This window comes from Kosakonia cowanii JCM 10956 = DSM 18146 (assembly GCF_001975225.1).
GTDB classification, from domain to species: Bacteria; Pseudomonadota; Gammaproteobacteria; order Enterobacterales; family Enterobacteriaceae; genus Kosakonia; species Kosakonia cowanii.
On the sequence record NZ_CP019445.1, the window covers coordinates 1150981 to 1165458 of the forward strand.

General features: G+C 54.8%; 14 protein-coding genes. 7 read left to right on the top strand and 7 right to left on the bottom strand.

Going from position 1 to position 14478, the window contains the following annotated elements; all coding sequences use genetic code 11:
- Together BWI95_RS05405 and proP are read left to right on the top strand one after the other, a co-directional pair.
- Nucleotides 1–771, top strand: a complete 771-nt coding sequence (locus BWI95_RS05405; RefSeq protein WP_076769127.1) for a hypothetical protein — start codon at nt 1–3, stop codon at nt 769–771.
- Nucleotides 772–1019: 248 nt separating this feature from the next.
- A complete protein-coding gene (gene proP / locus BWI95_RS05410; RefSeq protein WP_054803731.1) occupies nt 1020–2495 on the top strand; it encodes a glycine betaine/L-proline transporter ProP in 1476 nt (491 codons plus the stop codon).
- Here proP and BWI95_RS05415 read toward each other — a convergent pair.
- Nucleotides 2492–2815, bottom strand: coding sequence for a hypothetical protein (locus tag BWI95_RS05415; protein ID WP_054803732.1), 324 nt, complete (start codon nt 2813–2815; stop codon nt 2492–2494). The two genes, proP and BWI95_RS05415, sit on opposite strands and share 4 nt — an antisense overlap.
- A gap of 146 nt (nt 2816–2961) precedes the next feature.
- Between BWI95_RS05415 and BWI95_RS05420 the strand changes: the two genes are divergently transcribed.
- Both BWI95_RS05420 and BWI95_RS05425 read left to right on the top strand, forming a co-directional pair.
- Nucleotides 2962–4296: a cation:proton antiporter gene (locus BWI95_RS05420; protein WP_076769128.1), complete on the top strand. Its 1335-nt coding sequence runs from the start codon at nt 2962–2964 to the stop codon at nt 4294–4296.
- 161 nt (nt 4297–4457) lie between these two features.
- The gene (locus BWI95_RS05425) at nt 4458–4967 is read left to right on the top strand and encodes a DUF1349 domain-containing protein (protein WP_415859153.1); all 510 of its coding nucleotides are present in this window, start codon (nt 4458–4460) and stop codon (nt 4965–4967) included.
- Between the two features lie 42 nt (nt 4968–5009).
- Here BWI95_RS05425 and BWI95_RS05430 read toward each other — a convergent pair whose 3' ends face one another.
- Nucleotides 5010–6974 carry a methyl-accepting chemotaxis protein gene (locus tag BWI95_RS05430; protein ID WP_054803733.1) on the bottom strand — a complete coding sequence of 655 codons (1965 nt, stop codon included), beginning with the start codon at nt 6972–6974 and terminating at the stop codon, nt 5010–5012.
- Nucleotides 6975–7437: 463 nt separating this feature from the next.
- Between BWI95_RS05430 and BWI95_RS05435 the strand changes: the two genes are divergently transcribed.
- The 3 genes from BWI95_RS05435 (at nt 7438) to mmuM (ending at nt 10528) form a co-directional block, all read left to right on the top strand.
- Nucleotides 7438–8076, top strand: coding sequence for a hypothetical protein (locus BWI95_RS05435; RefSeq protein ID WP_156884890.1), 639 nt, complete (start codon nt 7438–7440; stop codon nt 8074–8076).
- A 120-nt stretch (nt 8077–8196) separates the two neighbouring features.
- Nucleotides 8197–9603 (top strand): S-methylmethionine permease, encoded by a 1407-nt coding sequence (mmuP, locus tag BWI95_RS05440; RefSeq protein WP_076769131.1) that lies wholly within the window; start codon nt 8197–8199, stop codon nt 9601–9603.
- On the top strand, nt 9590–10528 hold the full coding sequence (mmuM, locus tag BWI95_RS05445) for a homocysteine S-methyltransferase (protein ID WP_054803735.1): 939 nt from the start codon (nt 9590–9592) through the stop codon (nt 10526–10528). The genes mmuP and mmuM overlap by 14 nt, the downstream gene beginning before the upstream one ends.
- A 16-nt stretch (nt 10529–10544) precedes the next feature.
- Here the strand turns inward: mmuM and BWI95_RS05450 are convergent, their stop codons facing one another.
- The 5 genes from BWI95_RS05450 to BWI95_RS05465 all read right to left on the bottom strand — a co-directional run bounded on the left by BWI95_RS05450 (nt 10545) and on the right by BWI95_RS05465 (nt 14430).
- The gene (locus BWI95_RS05450) at nt 10545–11159 is read right to left on the bottom strand and encodes a hypothetical protein (RefSeq protein ID WP_054803736.1); all 615 of its coding nucleotides are present in this window, start codon (nt 11157–11159) and stop codon (nt 10545–10547) included.
- A gap of 88 nt (nt 11160–11247) precedes the next feature.
- Nucleotides 11248–11682: a hypothetical protein gene (locus BWI95_RS23245; protein ID WP_156884891.1), complete on the bottom strand. Its 435-nt coding sequence runs from the start codon at nt 11680–11682 to the stop codon at nt 11248–11250.
- Nucleotides 11683–11748: 66 nt separating this feature from the next.
- On the bottom strand, nt 11749–12156 hold the full coding sequence (locus BWI95_RS05455; RefSeq protein WP_054803737.1) for a hypothetical protein: 408 nt from the start codon (nt 12154–12156) through the stop codon (nt 11749–11751).
- Nucleotides 12157–12202: 46 nt separating this feature from the next.
- Entirely contained in the window at nt 12203–12451 is a 249-nt protein-coding gene (locus BWI95_RS05460) for a DUF7660 family protein (protein WP_054803738.1), read from the bottom strand.
- Between the two features lie 440 nt (nt 12452–12891).
- Nucleotides 12892–14430, bottom strand: a complete 1539-nt coding sequence (locus tag BWI95_RS05465; RefSeq protein ID WP_076770285.1) for a methyl-accepting chemotaxis protein — start codon at nt 14428–14430, stop codon at nt 12892–12894.
- Nucleotides 14431–14478 lie beyond the last annotated feature (48 nt).

Below are 14478 nucleotides of genomic sequence, written 5' to 3' on the forward strand. Positions count from 1 at the left end.
ATGGGTACAGCAATATTCATGGTTTTGATGGTTTGCGGCTACTGGTACACCTCGCACGACCTCTCGACACGCTTCAAATTCAAACGCAGCTTCGGCTGGGACGTCTACTTTCTGGTGGCGCTCTACGGCTGCGTCTTCGTCCTGCAGGGGATTATCGCCACCGCGGTAATCTGGCTCTGCCTGCTCGCCAGTTCGGCGGTGATGAACTCTTTTCCCGCCACGTTTGGCGCGGAAGAGCACCACCTGCATATGACGTTTATGAACTGGACCTTCCTCGGCATCCAGGCGCCGGTGGTGATTATGCTCGCCTTTGCGGTGCTGTTTTGCCTGTGGCATTCGAACTGGTCCAGCAGCGCGCGCCTCGATATCCCCGGCCGCCGCGAGTTGTATAAACACCTCTCGCGCGCCAACGGCATTGAGGGGCTGATCTACCAGTGCATGGAGCGCGGCGATCTGGCGTGGATCACTCTGAAATCGCAGCGTATCTACATCGGCATGATCCATACCGCCACCTTTGATGTCGGCGATGCTAACAACATTGTGCTCATCCCGATGCTGAGCGGCTACCGCAACCATGAGACGCTGGATCTGCGCGTCGAGCATAACTACAGCGCCTGGTACGATGAACATGATATCGATCTCGCCTCGGAGCCAATGTCGGCGCTCGATTTCCGCAAGGTGCTGCTGCTGTCGCAGGTGGAAAGTTTGTCGCTGTTCCATCCCTCACAGGTGATGGCGATGGGCATCAACAAACTGCGGTCCCCGAAGTGAATGCAAGCTAAGGGATTAGCTTGTTCCGCTACTTTTAGTCACGGCGCGTTAATATTCAGCTTTCCAGTATAAAAGTAGCGAATTTCGCCAAAAATTTGCCTCATCCATAAATTTTAATTATGGTGTGCCCCTGCCGAAAACGTCGGCAATCTGCTTTTTCTTGCATCTTATAGCTTTCATTTCCCTCCATTTGAGCACTACGGCTGCGAAAGCTATAAGGTCGCACCACCAGCACTCATGGGGAGTTTATGAGCAACGGAACGACTTTACCGCACCACACGAATTCGGCCGCAACGGCCAGTGAACTGACCGTCGAAGACATCACGGTCATCGATAATAAGCTGCTGAAACGCGCCGTTGGCGCTGCCGCGCTGGGTAACACGATGGAGTGGTTCGACTTCGGCGTGTACAGCTATCTGGCGGTGATTATCGGTCAGGTATTTTTTCCCGGTGCCAGCAGTACCGCACAGCTGATTGCCTCTTTCGGCACCTTCGCCGCCGCCTTCCTGGTTCGTCCGATTGGCGGCATGGTCTTCGGCCCGCTCGGCGACCGCTTTGGCCGCCAGAAGATCCTCGCCCTGACGATGATCATGATGTCGATTGGTACTTTCTGTATCGGGCTTATCCCCGATTACGACAGCATCGGCATTGCCGCACCGATCCTGCTGCTGGTAGCGCGCCTGGTTCAGGGCTTCTCGACCGGCGGTGAGTATGGCGGTGCAGCCACCTTTATCGCCGAGTACTCCACCGATAAGCGCCGTGGCTTTATGGGCAGCTTCCTCGAGTTCGGCACGCTTGGCGGCTATCTGATGGGTGCCAGCCTGGTGACCATTATGATTGCCGTGCTGCCAACCGAGGCGATGCACAGCTGGGGCTGGCGTATTCCCTTCTTCCTCGCCGCACCGCTCGGCCTGTTTGGCCTCTATATCCGCCTGAAGCTGGAGGAGACCCCGGCCTTTAAAGAGCATATGGATAAGCAGGATGCGCTGGAGCACAGCAAACCGACACTCTCTCTGTTGCAGATGCTGCACAAATACCGCAAACAGATGCTGCAGTGTATTGGTCTGGTGCTGGTGTTTAACGTCTCGAACTACATGCTCACTTCTTATATGCCGAGCTACCTGACCAGCGTGCTGGGCATGAGCGAGCTGACCGGCCTGCTGCTGGTGATGATGATCATGTTCGTGATGATGCCGCTGACGCTGGCCTGGGGGCACTGGACTGACCGTCTGGGCCGCCGCCCGGTGATCGCCTTCGGCGCACTGGGGCTGGTGCTGCTCGCGATCCCGAGCTTTATGCTGATTGGCTCCGGCAATATGTGGGCGGTCTTCGGCGGGCTGGTGATTCTGGGCGTGCTGCACACCTGCTTTAGCGGCACCATGCCAGCCACGCTGCCAGCGCTGTTTATCACCGATATCCGCTACAGTGCGCTGGCGATTGGCTTTAACCTCTCGGTTTCGCTGTTTGGTGGCACGACGCCGCTGGTCACCGCATGGCTGGTTGATACCACCCACAATGTGATGATGCCCGCTTACTACATGATGGGTGCCGGGCTGATTGGTGCGCTGACCGTGCTGACGCTGCGCGAAACGGCGCGTAAACCGCTGAGCGGCTCGTCGCCTGCGGTTGCCACCCGCGCAGAAGCGCACAAGCTGATTGATAAGTTACGCAAGCAGCGCGCAGCGAAACGCTTAAAAACGCAGGCGGCGCATGAGCACGGCTAAACCCAGTCTTCAATAGCGCTGTCCAGAGGCCGGAGCGGTGGCGCGATCCGGCCTATCTCCTCTTCAATATTGAACTCCGTCAGATCTTCGGCGGTTGCCAGCAGATAGGTGTGCCCTTCGGGCGATAGCCACTCGGTAATGAAGTACTGCTCTTTACGCGATAGCTCCACCTTCTTCTGCCCGCTTCGGTCATAGAACTGCCCGAAGCGCTCATCATGCTTCGAGAGATTCAGCCCCATCGCCGGGTAGACGCCGCGCCAGACCTCGCCGTGATGTTTGCCGCCCAGCACAAGATACTCCTGCATGATCTTCTTGCTCATTTGACACCCCCGTTACGCCGTTTTTTTTAAGCGTAGCTAATGCTCAGCCCTTGCACTATTCGCGCCGTCTGGCCTGGTGCAGACCTTTTTCAGCAACTATACCTTTTGGGGTGCAATGTTCAGGTTGCGGCCTGATGTGGAGGAGTATGAGTTATTTGATGTGGATGGCCGCAACCGGCGGCCTGTTACTGTTGATGTCGTTATCCTACGGCTGGATAAGCCGCGTGCCGATCCCGGTGTTTGGTCTCTATCTGGTGGTTGGCATTATCTGTGGCCCGTGGGAGATGGGCGTGCTTAATATTGATGTGGCGGCCCATGCGGATCTCACCGCCCGTATTACCGAAATCGCGATGGCGGCCTCGCTGTTTATTACCGGCCTGAAAATACGCCTGCCGCTCACCTCTCCCTACTGGAAGATGGGCATTAAGCTGGCGCTGCCCGCTATGCTGCTGACCATCGGCGGGATTATGGTTGCCGCCCACTATCTGCTCGATCTCGCCTGGCCGCTCTCGCTGGCGCTTGGGGCAATCCTTGCCCCCACCGATCCGGTGCTGGCAAGCCTGGTGGCGATCAACGACGCGCGCGATGATGACCAGTTGCGCATTGCGCTCTCCAGCGAGGCGGGGCTTAACGACGGCACCGCGCTGCCCTTCCTGATGCTGGCGCTGGTCTGGTACAAAGCCGATGGCGTGCCGTCGGGCGAAGAGCTGCTGCACTGGCTGAGCATCGATCTGCTGTGGGCGCTGGTCGGCGGCTTACTCATCGGCTACGGTATGGGCCGACTGATAGGGATTATCGCCACCCGTTCGCGCCATAAACAGGGCGAAGTGGCCCCGAGCGACTTTATCGCCCTGGCGCTGATCTGCCTGAGCTTTGCGCTGGCCCAGTCGCTGAGCGCCTCCGGTTTCCTCGCCGCCTTTGCGGCCGGTATCGGCCTGCGCAGCGCCGAAGTGAGCGTGCAGAAGCGCCACGGCGATCCCGAAGATGAGGAGGATGTGCCGGCAGAGATGCAGGTTAACCCGCACCTGCGCCATGCGCTGGAGGAGCAGAACCCGATTAAATCCGTCGGGCTGGTGATTGGCGATGCCCTCTCATTTGGCGATACCGTTGAGCGATTACTGGCGGCACTGCTGGTGATTGTCCTTGGCGTCACCCTCTCGCATCACTGGGATGCGCACGCGCTCGGGCTGGCCTTTGTGCTGTTCCTGGTGATCCGCCCGCTGTCGGTGTTTATTGTCACGCTGCGCTCCGGCACGACCTGGTTTCACCGCGCGAGCCTCGGCTGGCTGGGAATTCGCGGCATCGGCAGTCTCAACTACATTGCCTTTGCCTATGTCCACGGTTTGCAGGGCGCAGATGCCGATATTGTCGCCCATATTGCCATCACCATCGTGACGCTGAGCGTGCTGCTGCACGGCATTTCGGTGACGCCGCTGTTAACGGTGCGCAGTAAAAAACTGGCGCGCAAAGCGAAACGTTAACCACCGCCCGGCAATCACTGCAAAAGCGTGGCAGAGTGGCCCCGGTTTTCCTGTAAACATTGATGAGGTTGCCTGTGACACCGATTGAGAGCTTCACGTCAGAAGAGGGTTTGTGGATCAATAAACCGGCCCACGTTACGCAGACCGAAGAGCAGTTACTGATGCGCACCGGGGCGAATACCGATTTTTGGGTCAAGACCTGGTACGGCTTTGAACGCCACTCCGGCCATGCCTTTGGTTTTATGCTGGAGGGGGAGTTTACCCTCGAAGTGAAGATCGCTGCGGCGTTTGAACAGCTCTATGATCAAGCGGGCATCTTTATTGAGGCGTCGGAGACGCAGTGGGTGAAAAGCGGAATTGAGTATAACGATGGCGCGCCCGCCATTGGCTGTGTGGTCACGCAGGGGCTATCTGACTGGTCGACCGGCGTCTTCCCCGGCGATGCGCGTGAGTTCTGGATGCGCGCGACCCTTGAGAAGCAGGCATTACGCCTGCAATACTCCACCGACGGTAAAACGTGGCCGCTGCTGCGGCTCTTCCCGTGGCAGGACAGCGGCCAGCGCTTTGTTGGTGTGATGTGCTGCTCGCCGGAAAGAGAGGGGCTGGATGTGCGCTTCGAACAGCTTCGCATCACCCGCCCGCTCGGCAAAACACTGCATGATTTAAGCTGACCCCAGACGGCCTGCGCCGCCAGAGGTCTGCAACTCAACGCCTTAACGACCCGTCGAGAGGGTTTGCAGCACTTTCAGCTGGGCAACCGCTTCCTGCATCGCATCCATCCCGGCGGTCAGGGTGCGCAGGTTGCTCAGTTGCTTAGCAATGTTTTCCCGCTCCTGGCGCGTCTGCTGGCTCATCTCAGCGATAGCGTTCGCGGCAAGAATGCTGCGCTCCGCCATATCGGTTGCCGTCTCCACCGTATTGCTGGCGACTTCACGGATATGCGAGATGGTGTTGACCGCGTCGCTGATATTGCTCGCCGTCGCTTCCGCCTGCTCTTTTGAGGAGTGCGCCAGGCGGCGAACTTCCCCTGCTACTACCGCAAAACCGCGCCCCGCATCGCCCGCGCGCGCCGCTTCTACCGCCGCGTTGAGCGCAAGAATATTGGTCTGGAAGGCGATGTTGCTGATGCCGTGGGTGATCACACCGATGCCGTTGGAGATCTGCTCCAGCGAATCCAGCCCTTCGCCAAGACGCCCCTGCGCCCGCTGGCTCTCGGTGGCGATATCGCTAATGCCACGAATGCTGCTTTCCGCCATGACCAGCGCTTCGCTCTGGCTCTGGGTCGCGGCTTCCAGCGCCGGCAACGCCTGCACAATCGGCGCCAGCTCCTGCTGATAACTCACCACGCGATCCAGCACGCGAGTCTGAATGCTGTTCAGCGCTTCCCAGCGGCGCAGCGCGCGCTGGGCGTAGTGCGCGGCATACCCGGCGTACTCTACCGGGAATTGCGTCATCGCTTTCACATCATGGTTAAAGAAGACCAGCGCGGAGAGAGTCTGGTTAATCGGCACGCCGAGAATCTCGCCAAAGCTGGAGAAGCCCGCCGCCGGAATGCCTTTAAAGAAGTGGGCATCGTGCAGCTGATCACTGTTGCCCATACGCCGCAAAATACAGTCATTCATCATGATGGCGGCAGGCTTGCCTTTGCCGGCGATAAAGGTTTGCCAGTCGCGCAGCGTCGCCTGTTTAAAGTCGGTCTCCTGCATCAGGAACAGCCGATCGCCAAACTCCAGATCGCAGAAGAAGTGCACCATGCCGTGCTCAATTTTCGCCACCGAGCGGATGAAGTACTCGTCACCCACTTTCACGCCGAAGGTTAGCCCCTTCAGGCGCTCGCTCAGCTGCGACTTTTTGCATTTCAGATGGTCGGCCAGCGCCTCGGTAAAGGCTTTCTGCTGCCCCTGGCGGTCAAAGACCGAAGTTACCGTGCGGGCAATCGGGTCAGCGTCAGCGATCAACCAACTCTGATCCAGCGGGGTGAAGTTCTGGCTCTTGAAGGGCGAGAAGGATTTGCCTTCTGCCATGCGACAGAAAACGACCACCGCTTTGCCTTGTAAGACGCGGTCACCGACGCCAATCCACGTGCCGTCAAAGGTCGCGCGTCCGCCTGCGGAGCCGCCAATCGCCAGGCAAGGAAAGAGGCCGCTGTTATACCAGGCCTGCATGAAGAAACCTTCCGAGGCAGAGAGCCCGTCGCAGTAAATCATCGCGAAAGTGCGCTCAGCGGAGAGCGCCATGCGCGGTTTAATGGTGTTTAATTCGCGCTGAATGGCGCTAATACGCTGCGCGGCAGTCTGGGTGTCGTGCAGATGGAGATCGACAATATGCGTCTCGTGCTCGGCGATAAGACTGTCCGGCAGCAGCAGGAAGCTCCCCTCCTGCCCGTCGCCCGCGCAGTAGGTTGTCTGGCGGCCGCTGGCGCTCAGCGCACCATAAGAAGAGAGGGTAATCACCGTCAGATCGGCAGAAGTGAAACGCTGCCACGCCTGGCTAACGCGGTGAAAATCCGCTTCGGGTGGAACGAAGGTCAATAAAATGCCGGATGAGCGCGCGCTAAGACCCGCAGCCGAAAGTGAGGTCGGTAAATCCCGGCAGTCGAAAATGCCGTTGGCAGGCTGAGCGCCACCCGCCAGACGGGAACCCAACAAACCGCGATACAGTGATCTTACGAAAGCCATAGTACTGTTTTCCTTAAAATAAAAAATTGCGCCTGAAAATGCGCTTGCAGAGATTGTTAAAGGAGGGCTAAAAGCAGATCCGTTCGCGATCAGAACTCGTTAAAAAAGATAATTGCGCCCCTGCATGATTGAGGGTGACGCAAAGACGTTATCGTCAATTTGCGCTAAAGCTTCACTAATCGCTGCAATAGATAAAAGTATTCCGCACAAAACAGGTTACGAGTGAAGCAGATAGCGTTTAACTATTTTTTGCGGCGCTGTTTTTAATACTTTTTTAAGTGCACGGGTTATTCCCGGACGGCCAGAAATATAACCCTCCTTTATTATGTGCCTTTCAAATCCTAATAAGATGATGCGCAAACCACCCATTTCCGGTGGGTTTTCGCCGCAGCGTTTTAATTCCCCCCACAAAGCGGATAGCATGGGCGCCACACTTTTTTTGTCACTATTATAGGGATCGTTCGTGCATTACGATTACAACGGCAATAGCCATCTCAGCGAGTTTGAGCGCGATGAAGCCAACCGAAGAATAGCCGCACAAAACCCATATGGCGCAGCGTCAGGTCCGGCGGCGGTAAGTATAGTCATGATTGCGCTCATTGCTGTTTTTTCGCTATTTGCCCTGCTTTTCTTTGCTACTAAAGCTTTTCTTACGCGCGGTGCGCCAAAATTATGGCCAGGTTCTTTTGCACGGGCGCTGAAATTATTTCTGCTGTATGAGGTAATTCTTTACGCTTTCGATTTTGCGAGCACTTACTGGTATTTTTTTATTCAGTCTGTGGCGGCACAACTCTCCGTTCCGCATCTCCTTTCGTGGTTTACCTCCGCCGAATTCTGGCTCTATCAGGTAATACATACACAATTGCTCTACACCATTAATATGGATGAGCTGGCAATACACTATTTAACCCGGCTCTGTCTGAATACGCTGTCGATCGTTGTCTGGTTATTAGTGGCCAAAACGCTGGCCACCTATCTTCCCTATCTGACGTGGTTCCGCTTTAGGGATGCCACCGGCCAGCGCATCGACTGGCTACGGGTGATAAAAGTCCATCTGCTGACATCACTGCTTTTCTGGAGCGTGGTGTTCTTCTTTAACTAACCCCGGCCAGAGAGTGCGCAGTTAAGCGCCCCTGCCCGCTGCGAGGCTGGCTTTTTGTTAACAATCACGTTATAAACCCTGAACGCAGATGTTTAGACGTCCATACGTTTAGAGGGTTGTATGCAAAATCAGCAGGATCAGGCGCAGGGGCAGCTTAAGCGCACCATGAAGACCCGCCACTTAATTATGCTGTCGCTGGGCGGCGTGATTGGCACCGGGTTGTTCTTTAATACCGGCTATATCATCTCTACCACTGGCGCGGCCGGCACGCTGCTGGCTTACTTGATTGGCGCGCTGGTGGTCTGGCTGGTGATGCAGTGCCTCGGCGAACTCTCCGTGGCAATGCCGGTGACCGGCGCGTTTCATGTCTATGCCGCGCGCTACCTTGGCCCGGCAACCGGTTATACCGTGGCCTGGCTCTACTGGCTCACCTGGACCGTAGCGCTGGGATCAAGCTTTACCGCCGCCGGGTTCTGCATGCAGTACTGGTTCCCGCATGTTCCGGTCTGGATATGGTGCGTCATCTTCTGCGTGGCGATTTTCGCCCTTAACGTGGTTTCAACGCGCTTTTTCGCCGAGGGTGAGTTCTGGTTCTCGCTGGTGAAGGTGATCACCATCATTGCCTTTATTCTGCTTGGCGGCGCGGCGATCTTTGGCTTTATCCCGATGCAGGATGGCTCCCCCGCACCAGGGCTTGCCAATATCACCGCCGAAGGGTGGTTCCCCCACGGCGGCCTGCCGATTTTAATGACCATGGTAGCGGTGAACTTTGCCTTCTCCGGTACAGAACTGATTGGCATTGCCGCAGGCGAGACGCAGAACCCGCAGCAGGTGATCCCGGTCGCCATTCGCGCCACTATCGTGCGCTTGATCCTCTTTTTTATCGGCACCGTGTTTGTGCTGGCGGCGCTGATCCCGATGCAGCAGGCGGGCGTGGAGAAGAGCCCTTTTGTGGTGGTGTTTGAGAAGATTGGTATTCCTTATGCTGCCGATATTTTTAACTTTGTCATCCTGACAGCCATCCTCTCGGCGGCTAACTCGGGGCTGTATGCGTCCGGGCGCATGCTGTGGTCGCTCTCGAATGAGAAGACGCTGCCGCGCTGCTTTATGCGCGTCACCAAAAACGGCGTGCCGCTGACGGCGCTCTCCGTCTCTATGCTGGGTGGAGTGCTGGCGCTGCTTTCAAGCGTTATCGCCCCGGATACGGTGTTTGTCGCGCTGTCGGCGATTTCCGGTTTCGCCGTGGTTGCCGTGTGGCTCAGCATCTGCGCGGCGCACTTTGTCTTTCGCCGCCGCCATTTGCAGTCCGGCAAGACTCTTGCGGATCTGCACTACCATGCGCCGTGGTATCCGCTGGTGCCGATCGCCGGTTTCCTGCTCTGCCTGCTGGCGTGTGTTGGCCTGGCGTTCGATCCCGATCAGCGCATTGCGCTCTACTGCGGGCTGCCGTTTGTGGCCCTGTGCTATGGTGCTTACTGGCTGACCCATCATGAAAAAGCGAAGGAGAGTGAACATGTCGCGCCCTAACCCCCTGACCGCGCTGCTGGAGAAGCAGCCCTTTATTGTGCTCGACGGCGCGATGGCAACGGAGCTTGAAGCGCGCGGCTGTAACCTTGCCGATAACCTCTGGTCTGCGAAAGTGCTGATGGAAGCGCCGGAACTGATCCGCGATGTGCATCTCGACTATTTCCGCGCCGGTGCGCAGGTCGCGATTACCGCCAGCTACCAGGCAACGCCGCTCGGCTTTGCCGCACGCGGCCTGGATGAGGCGCAGTCGCGGGCACTGATTAGCAAAAGCGTTGAGCTGGCGCAGGCGGCACGTGATGCCGCACTGGCAGAGAACCCGCACGCCGGGCCGCTGCTGGTGGCCGGCTCCGTCGGGCCCTATGGCGCGTATCTGGCGGATGGGTCGGAGTATCGCGGCGATTATCAGCGCACCGCTGCCGAGTTTACTGATTTCCACCGCCCGCGCATCGAGGCGCTGTTAGCGGCGGGTGCCGATCTGCTGGCTTGCGAAACGCTCCCCTCCTTTGCCGAGATAAAAGCCCTCGCTGCGCTGTTGCAGGCCTGGCCGGACGCGCGGGCATGGTTCTCGTTTACCCTGCGCGACGCGCACCATTTAAGCGACGGCACCCCGCTCGCAGAGGTGGTGAAAGTGGTGGAAGCGACGCCGCAGATTGTGGCGCTGGGCATTAATTGCATCGCGCTTGCTAACACCAATGACGCGCTGGAGCATCTGCACAGCCTGAGCGCGCTGCCGCTGGTGGTCTACCCCAATTCGGGCGAAACCTACGATGCGGTAAGCAAAAGCTGGCACGCACACGGTGCTGCCTGCGACACGCTGGCCGGGCATCTGCCCGCATGGCTGGCCTCCGGCGCAAAGCTGATTGGCGGCTGCTGTCGCACCACGCCTGAGGATATCGCCGCCCTGCACCGCTGCTGCACAAAATAGTTATTCGCTGCGGCGGCTAGCGTGAACGCCAGCGTTGGTGCCCCCAGCTCAGCGCGCCGTTAACCATAATCCTGCCGCCGCAGGCCGGATAACCCGGCGGGTCGACCGAGACGTTGCGCATTGAAGGGAAGATATCGAAGCGCTGGAATATGGCCGCCAGCCGTTGATGCTGCGGATTAAGCTCCGGCAGCGAAAACCACACCAGTTCGCCAAGGGAGCGCTCAAGCCACTCCTCAACCTCCCCCTCTTCGCTGGCGGGGTTGCTCAGCGCCGGGCTTTGCGCCATCGCCTGGAGCTGTGCATAGTGGCGGATACGCCAGCCGCAAAACTCCAGCGTTTCACCAGCGTAATAGAGCTCGTCGACATATTCGCTCTCGTCGCGGCTTAAGGTCTCCGCTTGCGCCTCGGTCAGGCTATCCAACAGGAAGCGCGCGGCAAGCGTCGGCAAGTGATGCACCACCAGACCCGGATGCTCGCCACTGCCGCCACCCAGCACCAGGTTTTGCGGCGAGGCGTTGAAGTCATACGCTCCCCAGCCGCCGTCGCCTTCGATAGCTTCCAGCGGGTGGTAGATCGGCAGGTAGCCAAGGGTGCCAATTATTTCGTGGTCAAAGCCATCGATGTAGCTCATAGAGATCCTTGTGCATAATCGTTTTCATTAAATAGATTCAGGCTCATGCTATGAATTATTGCCGACAATGTCATGACCGCCACAATATTTATTCTGTTGTTACCAATACGAGTTGGTCTGCTGAGTCATAGCAAAGAATGTTTTTATAATTTGATACAATAACGCCATTATTTTGTGAGCACCAAAACATATAGTTCCAACCAGGCACCCCCCAATATGCCGCATCAATATTTTTAAAAGCAAAATCAGCGCTACATATTACGCAAGGTTGCTTCTGTGAATACCAAAAAGCAATGTACTCACCTTCAACGGCCCCGGCAGTAGTTATCCATTTTTTTACTTTCTCACTCTCTAAATCACCATTGTCATCAGAGAGTGAACGTAGCGAAGTGCTTATTATATTTAGCTGGCTAAAATCAATATGACCAGCCGTCCAGGGAAGAGACTCAAGAATTTCAGAAAACACCATTGATAAAGAATCGTGACTAACTATTGCACCAGAATTCTTCCACTCGTTTAACACAGTCTGTTCTATAAACCTCATAGGGATCACTCTCAGCGTTGCAATTTATAATTATAAAACCTGACATTATTCAATAGGCACCAGAAATTCGAAGACAGGGTCTTCCTGGGTTGCCAGAATGTAGTCAGGATGAGGATTTTCAACGACAGGGATAATCAATAAAGGAATAATAAGATCGTGCCGCTTTATAGGCTCAGCAATCCAGGCCAGTAAATCCTCTTTATGAGTGACTACGACATTACCAGTAAAAAAAATAACTTTACCTTTACGACGAGGCTCATTGTTCATCAAAAGATATTTTTCATGGATGAGTACTTTATTCAGATCGGTAAACTGAAGGATACATTTAGATTTATACTGTTTCATAACTTGATAATGCCGGAGGAAATTATCCCTTGCATCTTTTGGCTCTAATTTTTTTATTTTATTAAGCCTTGAAAAATCATACTCCATATATCCAAAATTATCACTCATGCTCCTTCCCCCGTCGATATCAGCCAAACACACACAAAATCAGTACCTATTCATATACCCTGGCAGCCATAAGCATATCGGAGAGAACCTTCCAGCTTATGTCTAACGGAACCTCTTGTTTCGTATTGATATAATACTGTTCCATGTCTTCAATCCACTCCTTTAACGCATCCAAAAAAGAGGGGAGATCCCGATTAGACCACTCTTCTGGACATGATTTGAGATCCTGGTTGTATAACGTAAGAAAAGTCAGGAAATCTGCTTTTGATTTTATTTCTTTATCGTAGGGGATCATTTGCTCTCCTGATTTCTATATAAGCGATAGCGGTGTCTGATCACATTCCATGATCTTCCCTTCCCGTAGTGACTCATTATTAATGACGCAGAGAACAAACCCTTTTTTATGAAGATCCATAACGTCCCCTAAATGCGCGCTTTCATTAGCCAGGAAATCACTTTTGGAACCTAACGCCTTAGTAATGAGTGAGCGAATGATATCACTTCTGGTCACGACAAACTGCCAATGTCTGTTGCCCTGATGAATGCAAACCAGGAGGGCGCAGTTCAAAAAGAGCAGGCAAAAAAAAGCCGTTCCTTGGGGAGGGAACGGCAAATACACATCACGGTCAAAGTGAGACCATACATCATTCAGTTTCTATAAGTTTTACAGAGTAACTATTAAATGTTTTTAAGTGTAAGAGAGTGAAACTCGCTAGCGTCACGATCGCCGCTGACTCAACTGACCGTGCGCTCCAGTTTGAAAACGCTGACCAGATCTTTCATCACTCGCGCCTGCTCATTGAGCATCTCTGAGGCAGCAACGGACTCTTCAACCAGCGAGGCGTTTTGCTGAGTGGTGGTATCAATCTGCCCGATAGCAATGTTGATTTGCTGAACGCCGTCGCTCTGCTCGAGGCTTGCGCGCTCGATCTCTTTTAAGATTTCCGAAACGTTATCAACGTTCAGCACCATTTCATCCATCTTACCGTTCACCTGACGCACCATCTCCAGCCCGCGGTTACTCTGCTGCGTCGAGTTCTCTATCAGCGTGCGGATATCTTTTGATGAGTTCGCCGTTTTCTGCGCGAGGTTACGCACTTCCTGCGCCACGACGGCGAATCCTTTGCCATGTTCGCCAGCGCGTGCCGCTTCGACAGCGGCATTAAGCGCGAGGATATTGGTCTGGAAGGCAATCGAGTCAATCAGGTTGATGATGTCTGACATCTTATCGGCTGAACTGCTGATGTTATGGATCTCCTCGGTGAGCGAGGTCATCAGCCTGCCATTATCTTTAGCCGCATGGCTTGCCCTTTCGGAGAGCTGCGCGGCGTTAGCCGTATTGTCGCCCGTGTTTTTAACCGTCGATGAAATCTGCTCCATCGAGGCAGCCGTCTGCTCAACCGAACTGGCCTGCTCTTCGGTGCGTGCCGAGAGATCGCGCGTCCCGGCCATGATCTGCGAAGCGCCGGTGGCGATGTTTTCCGCACCTGAACGGATCTCGGCGACGATCTTTTTCAGTTCCTCCTGCATATTGATGATGGCGCTGGTTAACAGCCCGGTCTCATCTTTAGAAATGACAGTGATCTCATGGCCGAGATCGCCCCTGGCTATACGCTGAGCGGCATCCACAACCTGGCGAATCGGGTTAACAATATTCTTTGCCATCACCATGGCGGTGGTTATGCCAAAGGCAAGGCTGATAAGCGAGATGATTAACATGGTGATTTTACTCTGGCTGTAGTCAGCCAGAAAATCGTCATAGGAACCCTGCATCTCATTGCGTTGCAGCTTAATAAATTCGCTAATTTTGCTGATGTACTGCGTCGTGTAATTGCGCGTTCTGGCATTGTACTCATCAATGGCCGCATCGGGATTTGATTCAATGATCTCAATCACTTTGCTACGCGACTGAATATATGTGGCTCGAGCCTGCTTAATTTGCTCAAGCATCATTTGTGATTGTTCATCATCTGCTGCTTTGCTCAACTCGGTATATAACGCACTTATTTTACGGGATTGCTCCGTAAGCTCACTAACCATGTTCCTTTTATTTATTGGATCTTTTTCAAGCAGCGCGTTAAGCAGTAAAGCACTGGTATTATTAACCTGACGAATCAGATCGTTTGCCAGTGCGGTTGTCGGGTAGACCTCCGTAACAATCTCAGTGATATTCCCTTTTGCTTCACTGAGACGATAAAGCGCATTACCGGAAATTAAAGCAAGTAATAACAATAATACGCCAAAAGAGATCATGATTTTATTTCTGATACTCATGCCCGTTGTTTTGACTGCGTGCGAATCATTTCTCATATTATTCCCTTA

What these genes read in the sequence shown, in the direction of transcription:
- BWI95_RS05430 (WP_054803733.1), bottom strand. Translation starts at nt 6,974, where the DNA reads ATGGCTTTCGTAAGATCACTGTATCGCGGTTTGTTGGGTTCCCGTCTG.
- BWI95_RS05425 (WP_415859153.1), top strand. Translation starts at nt 4,458, where the DNA reads ATGCGCACCGGGGCGAATACCGATTTTTGGGTCAAGACCTGGTACGGC.
- proP (WP_054803731.1), top strand. Translation starts at nt 1,020, where the DNA reads ATGAGCAACGGAACGACTTTACCGCACCACACGAATTCGGCCGCAACG.
- BWI95_RS05450 (WP_054803736.1), bottom strand. Translation starts at nt 11,159, where the DNA reads ATGAGCTACATCGATGGCTTTGACCACGAAATAATTGGCACCCTTGGC.
- BWI95_RS05465 (WP_076770285.1), bottom strand. Translation starts at nt 14,430, where the DNA reads ATGAGTATCAGAAATAAAATCATGATCTCTTTTGGCGTATTATTGTTA.
- BWI95_RS05415 (WP_054803732.1), bottom strand. Translation starts at nt 2,815, where the DNA reads ATGAGCAAGAAGATCATGCAGGAGTATCTTGTGCTGGGCGGCAAACAT.
- BWI95_RS05420 (WP_076769128.1), top strand. Translation starts at nt 2,962, where the DNA reads ATGAGTTATTTGATGTGGATGGCCGCAACCGGCGGCCTGTTACTGTTG.
- BWI95_RS05455 (WP_054803737.1), bottom strand. Translation starts at nt 12,156, where the DNA reads ATGAGTGATAATTTTGGATATATGGAGTATGATTTTTCAAGGCTTAAT.
- mmuP (WP_076769131.1), top strand. Translation starts at nt 8,197, where the DNA reads ATGCAAAATCAGCAGGATCAGGCGCAGGGGCAGCTTAAGCGCACCATG.
- mmuM (WP_054803735.1), top strand. Translation starts at nt 9,590, where the DNA reads ATGTCGCGCCCTAACCCCCTGACCGCGCTGCTGGAGAAGCAGCCCTTT.
- BWI95_RS05460 (WP_054803738.1), bottom strand. Translation starts at nt 12,451, where the DNA reads ATGATCCCCTACGATAAAGAAATAAAATCAAAAGCAGATTTCCTGACT.
- BWI95_RS05405 (WP_076769127.1), top strand. Translation starts at nt 1, where the DNA reads ATGGGTACAGCAATATTCATGGTTTTGATGGTTTGCGGCTACTGGTAC.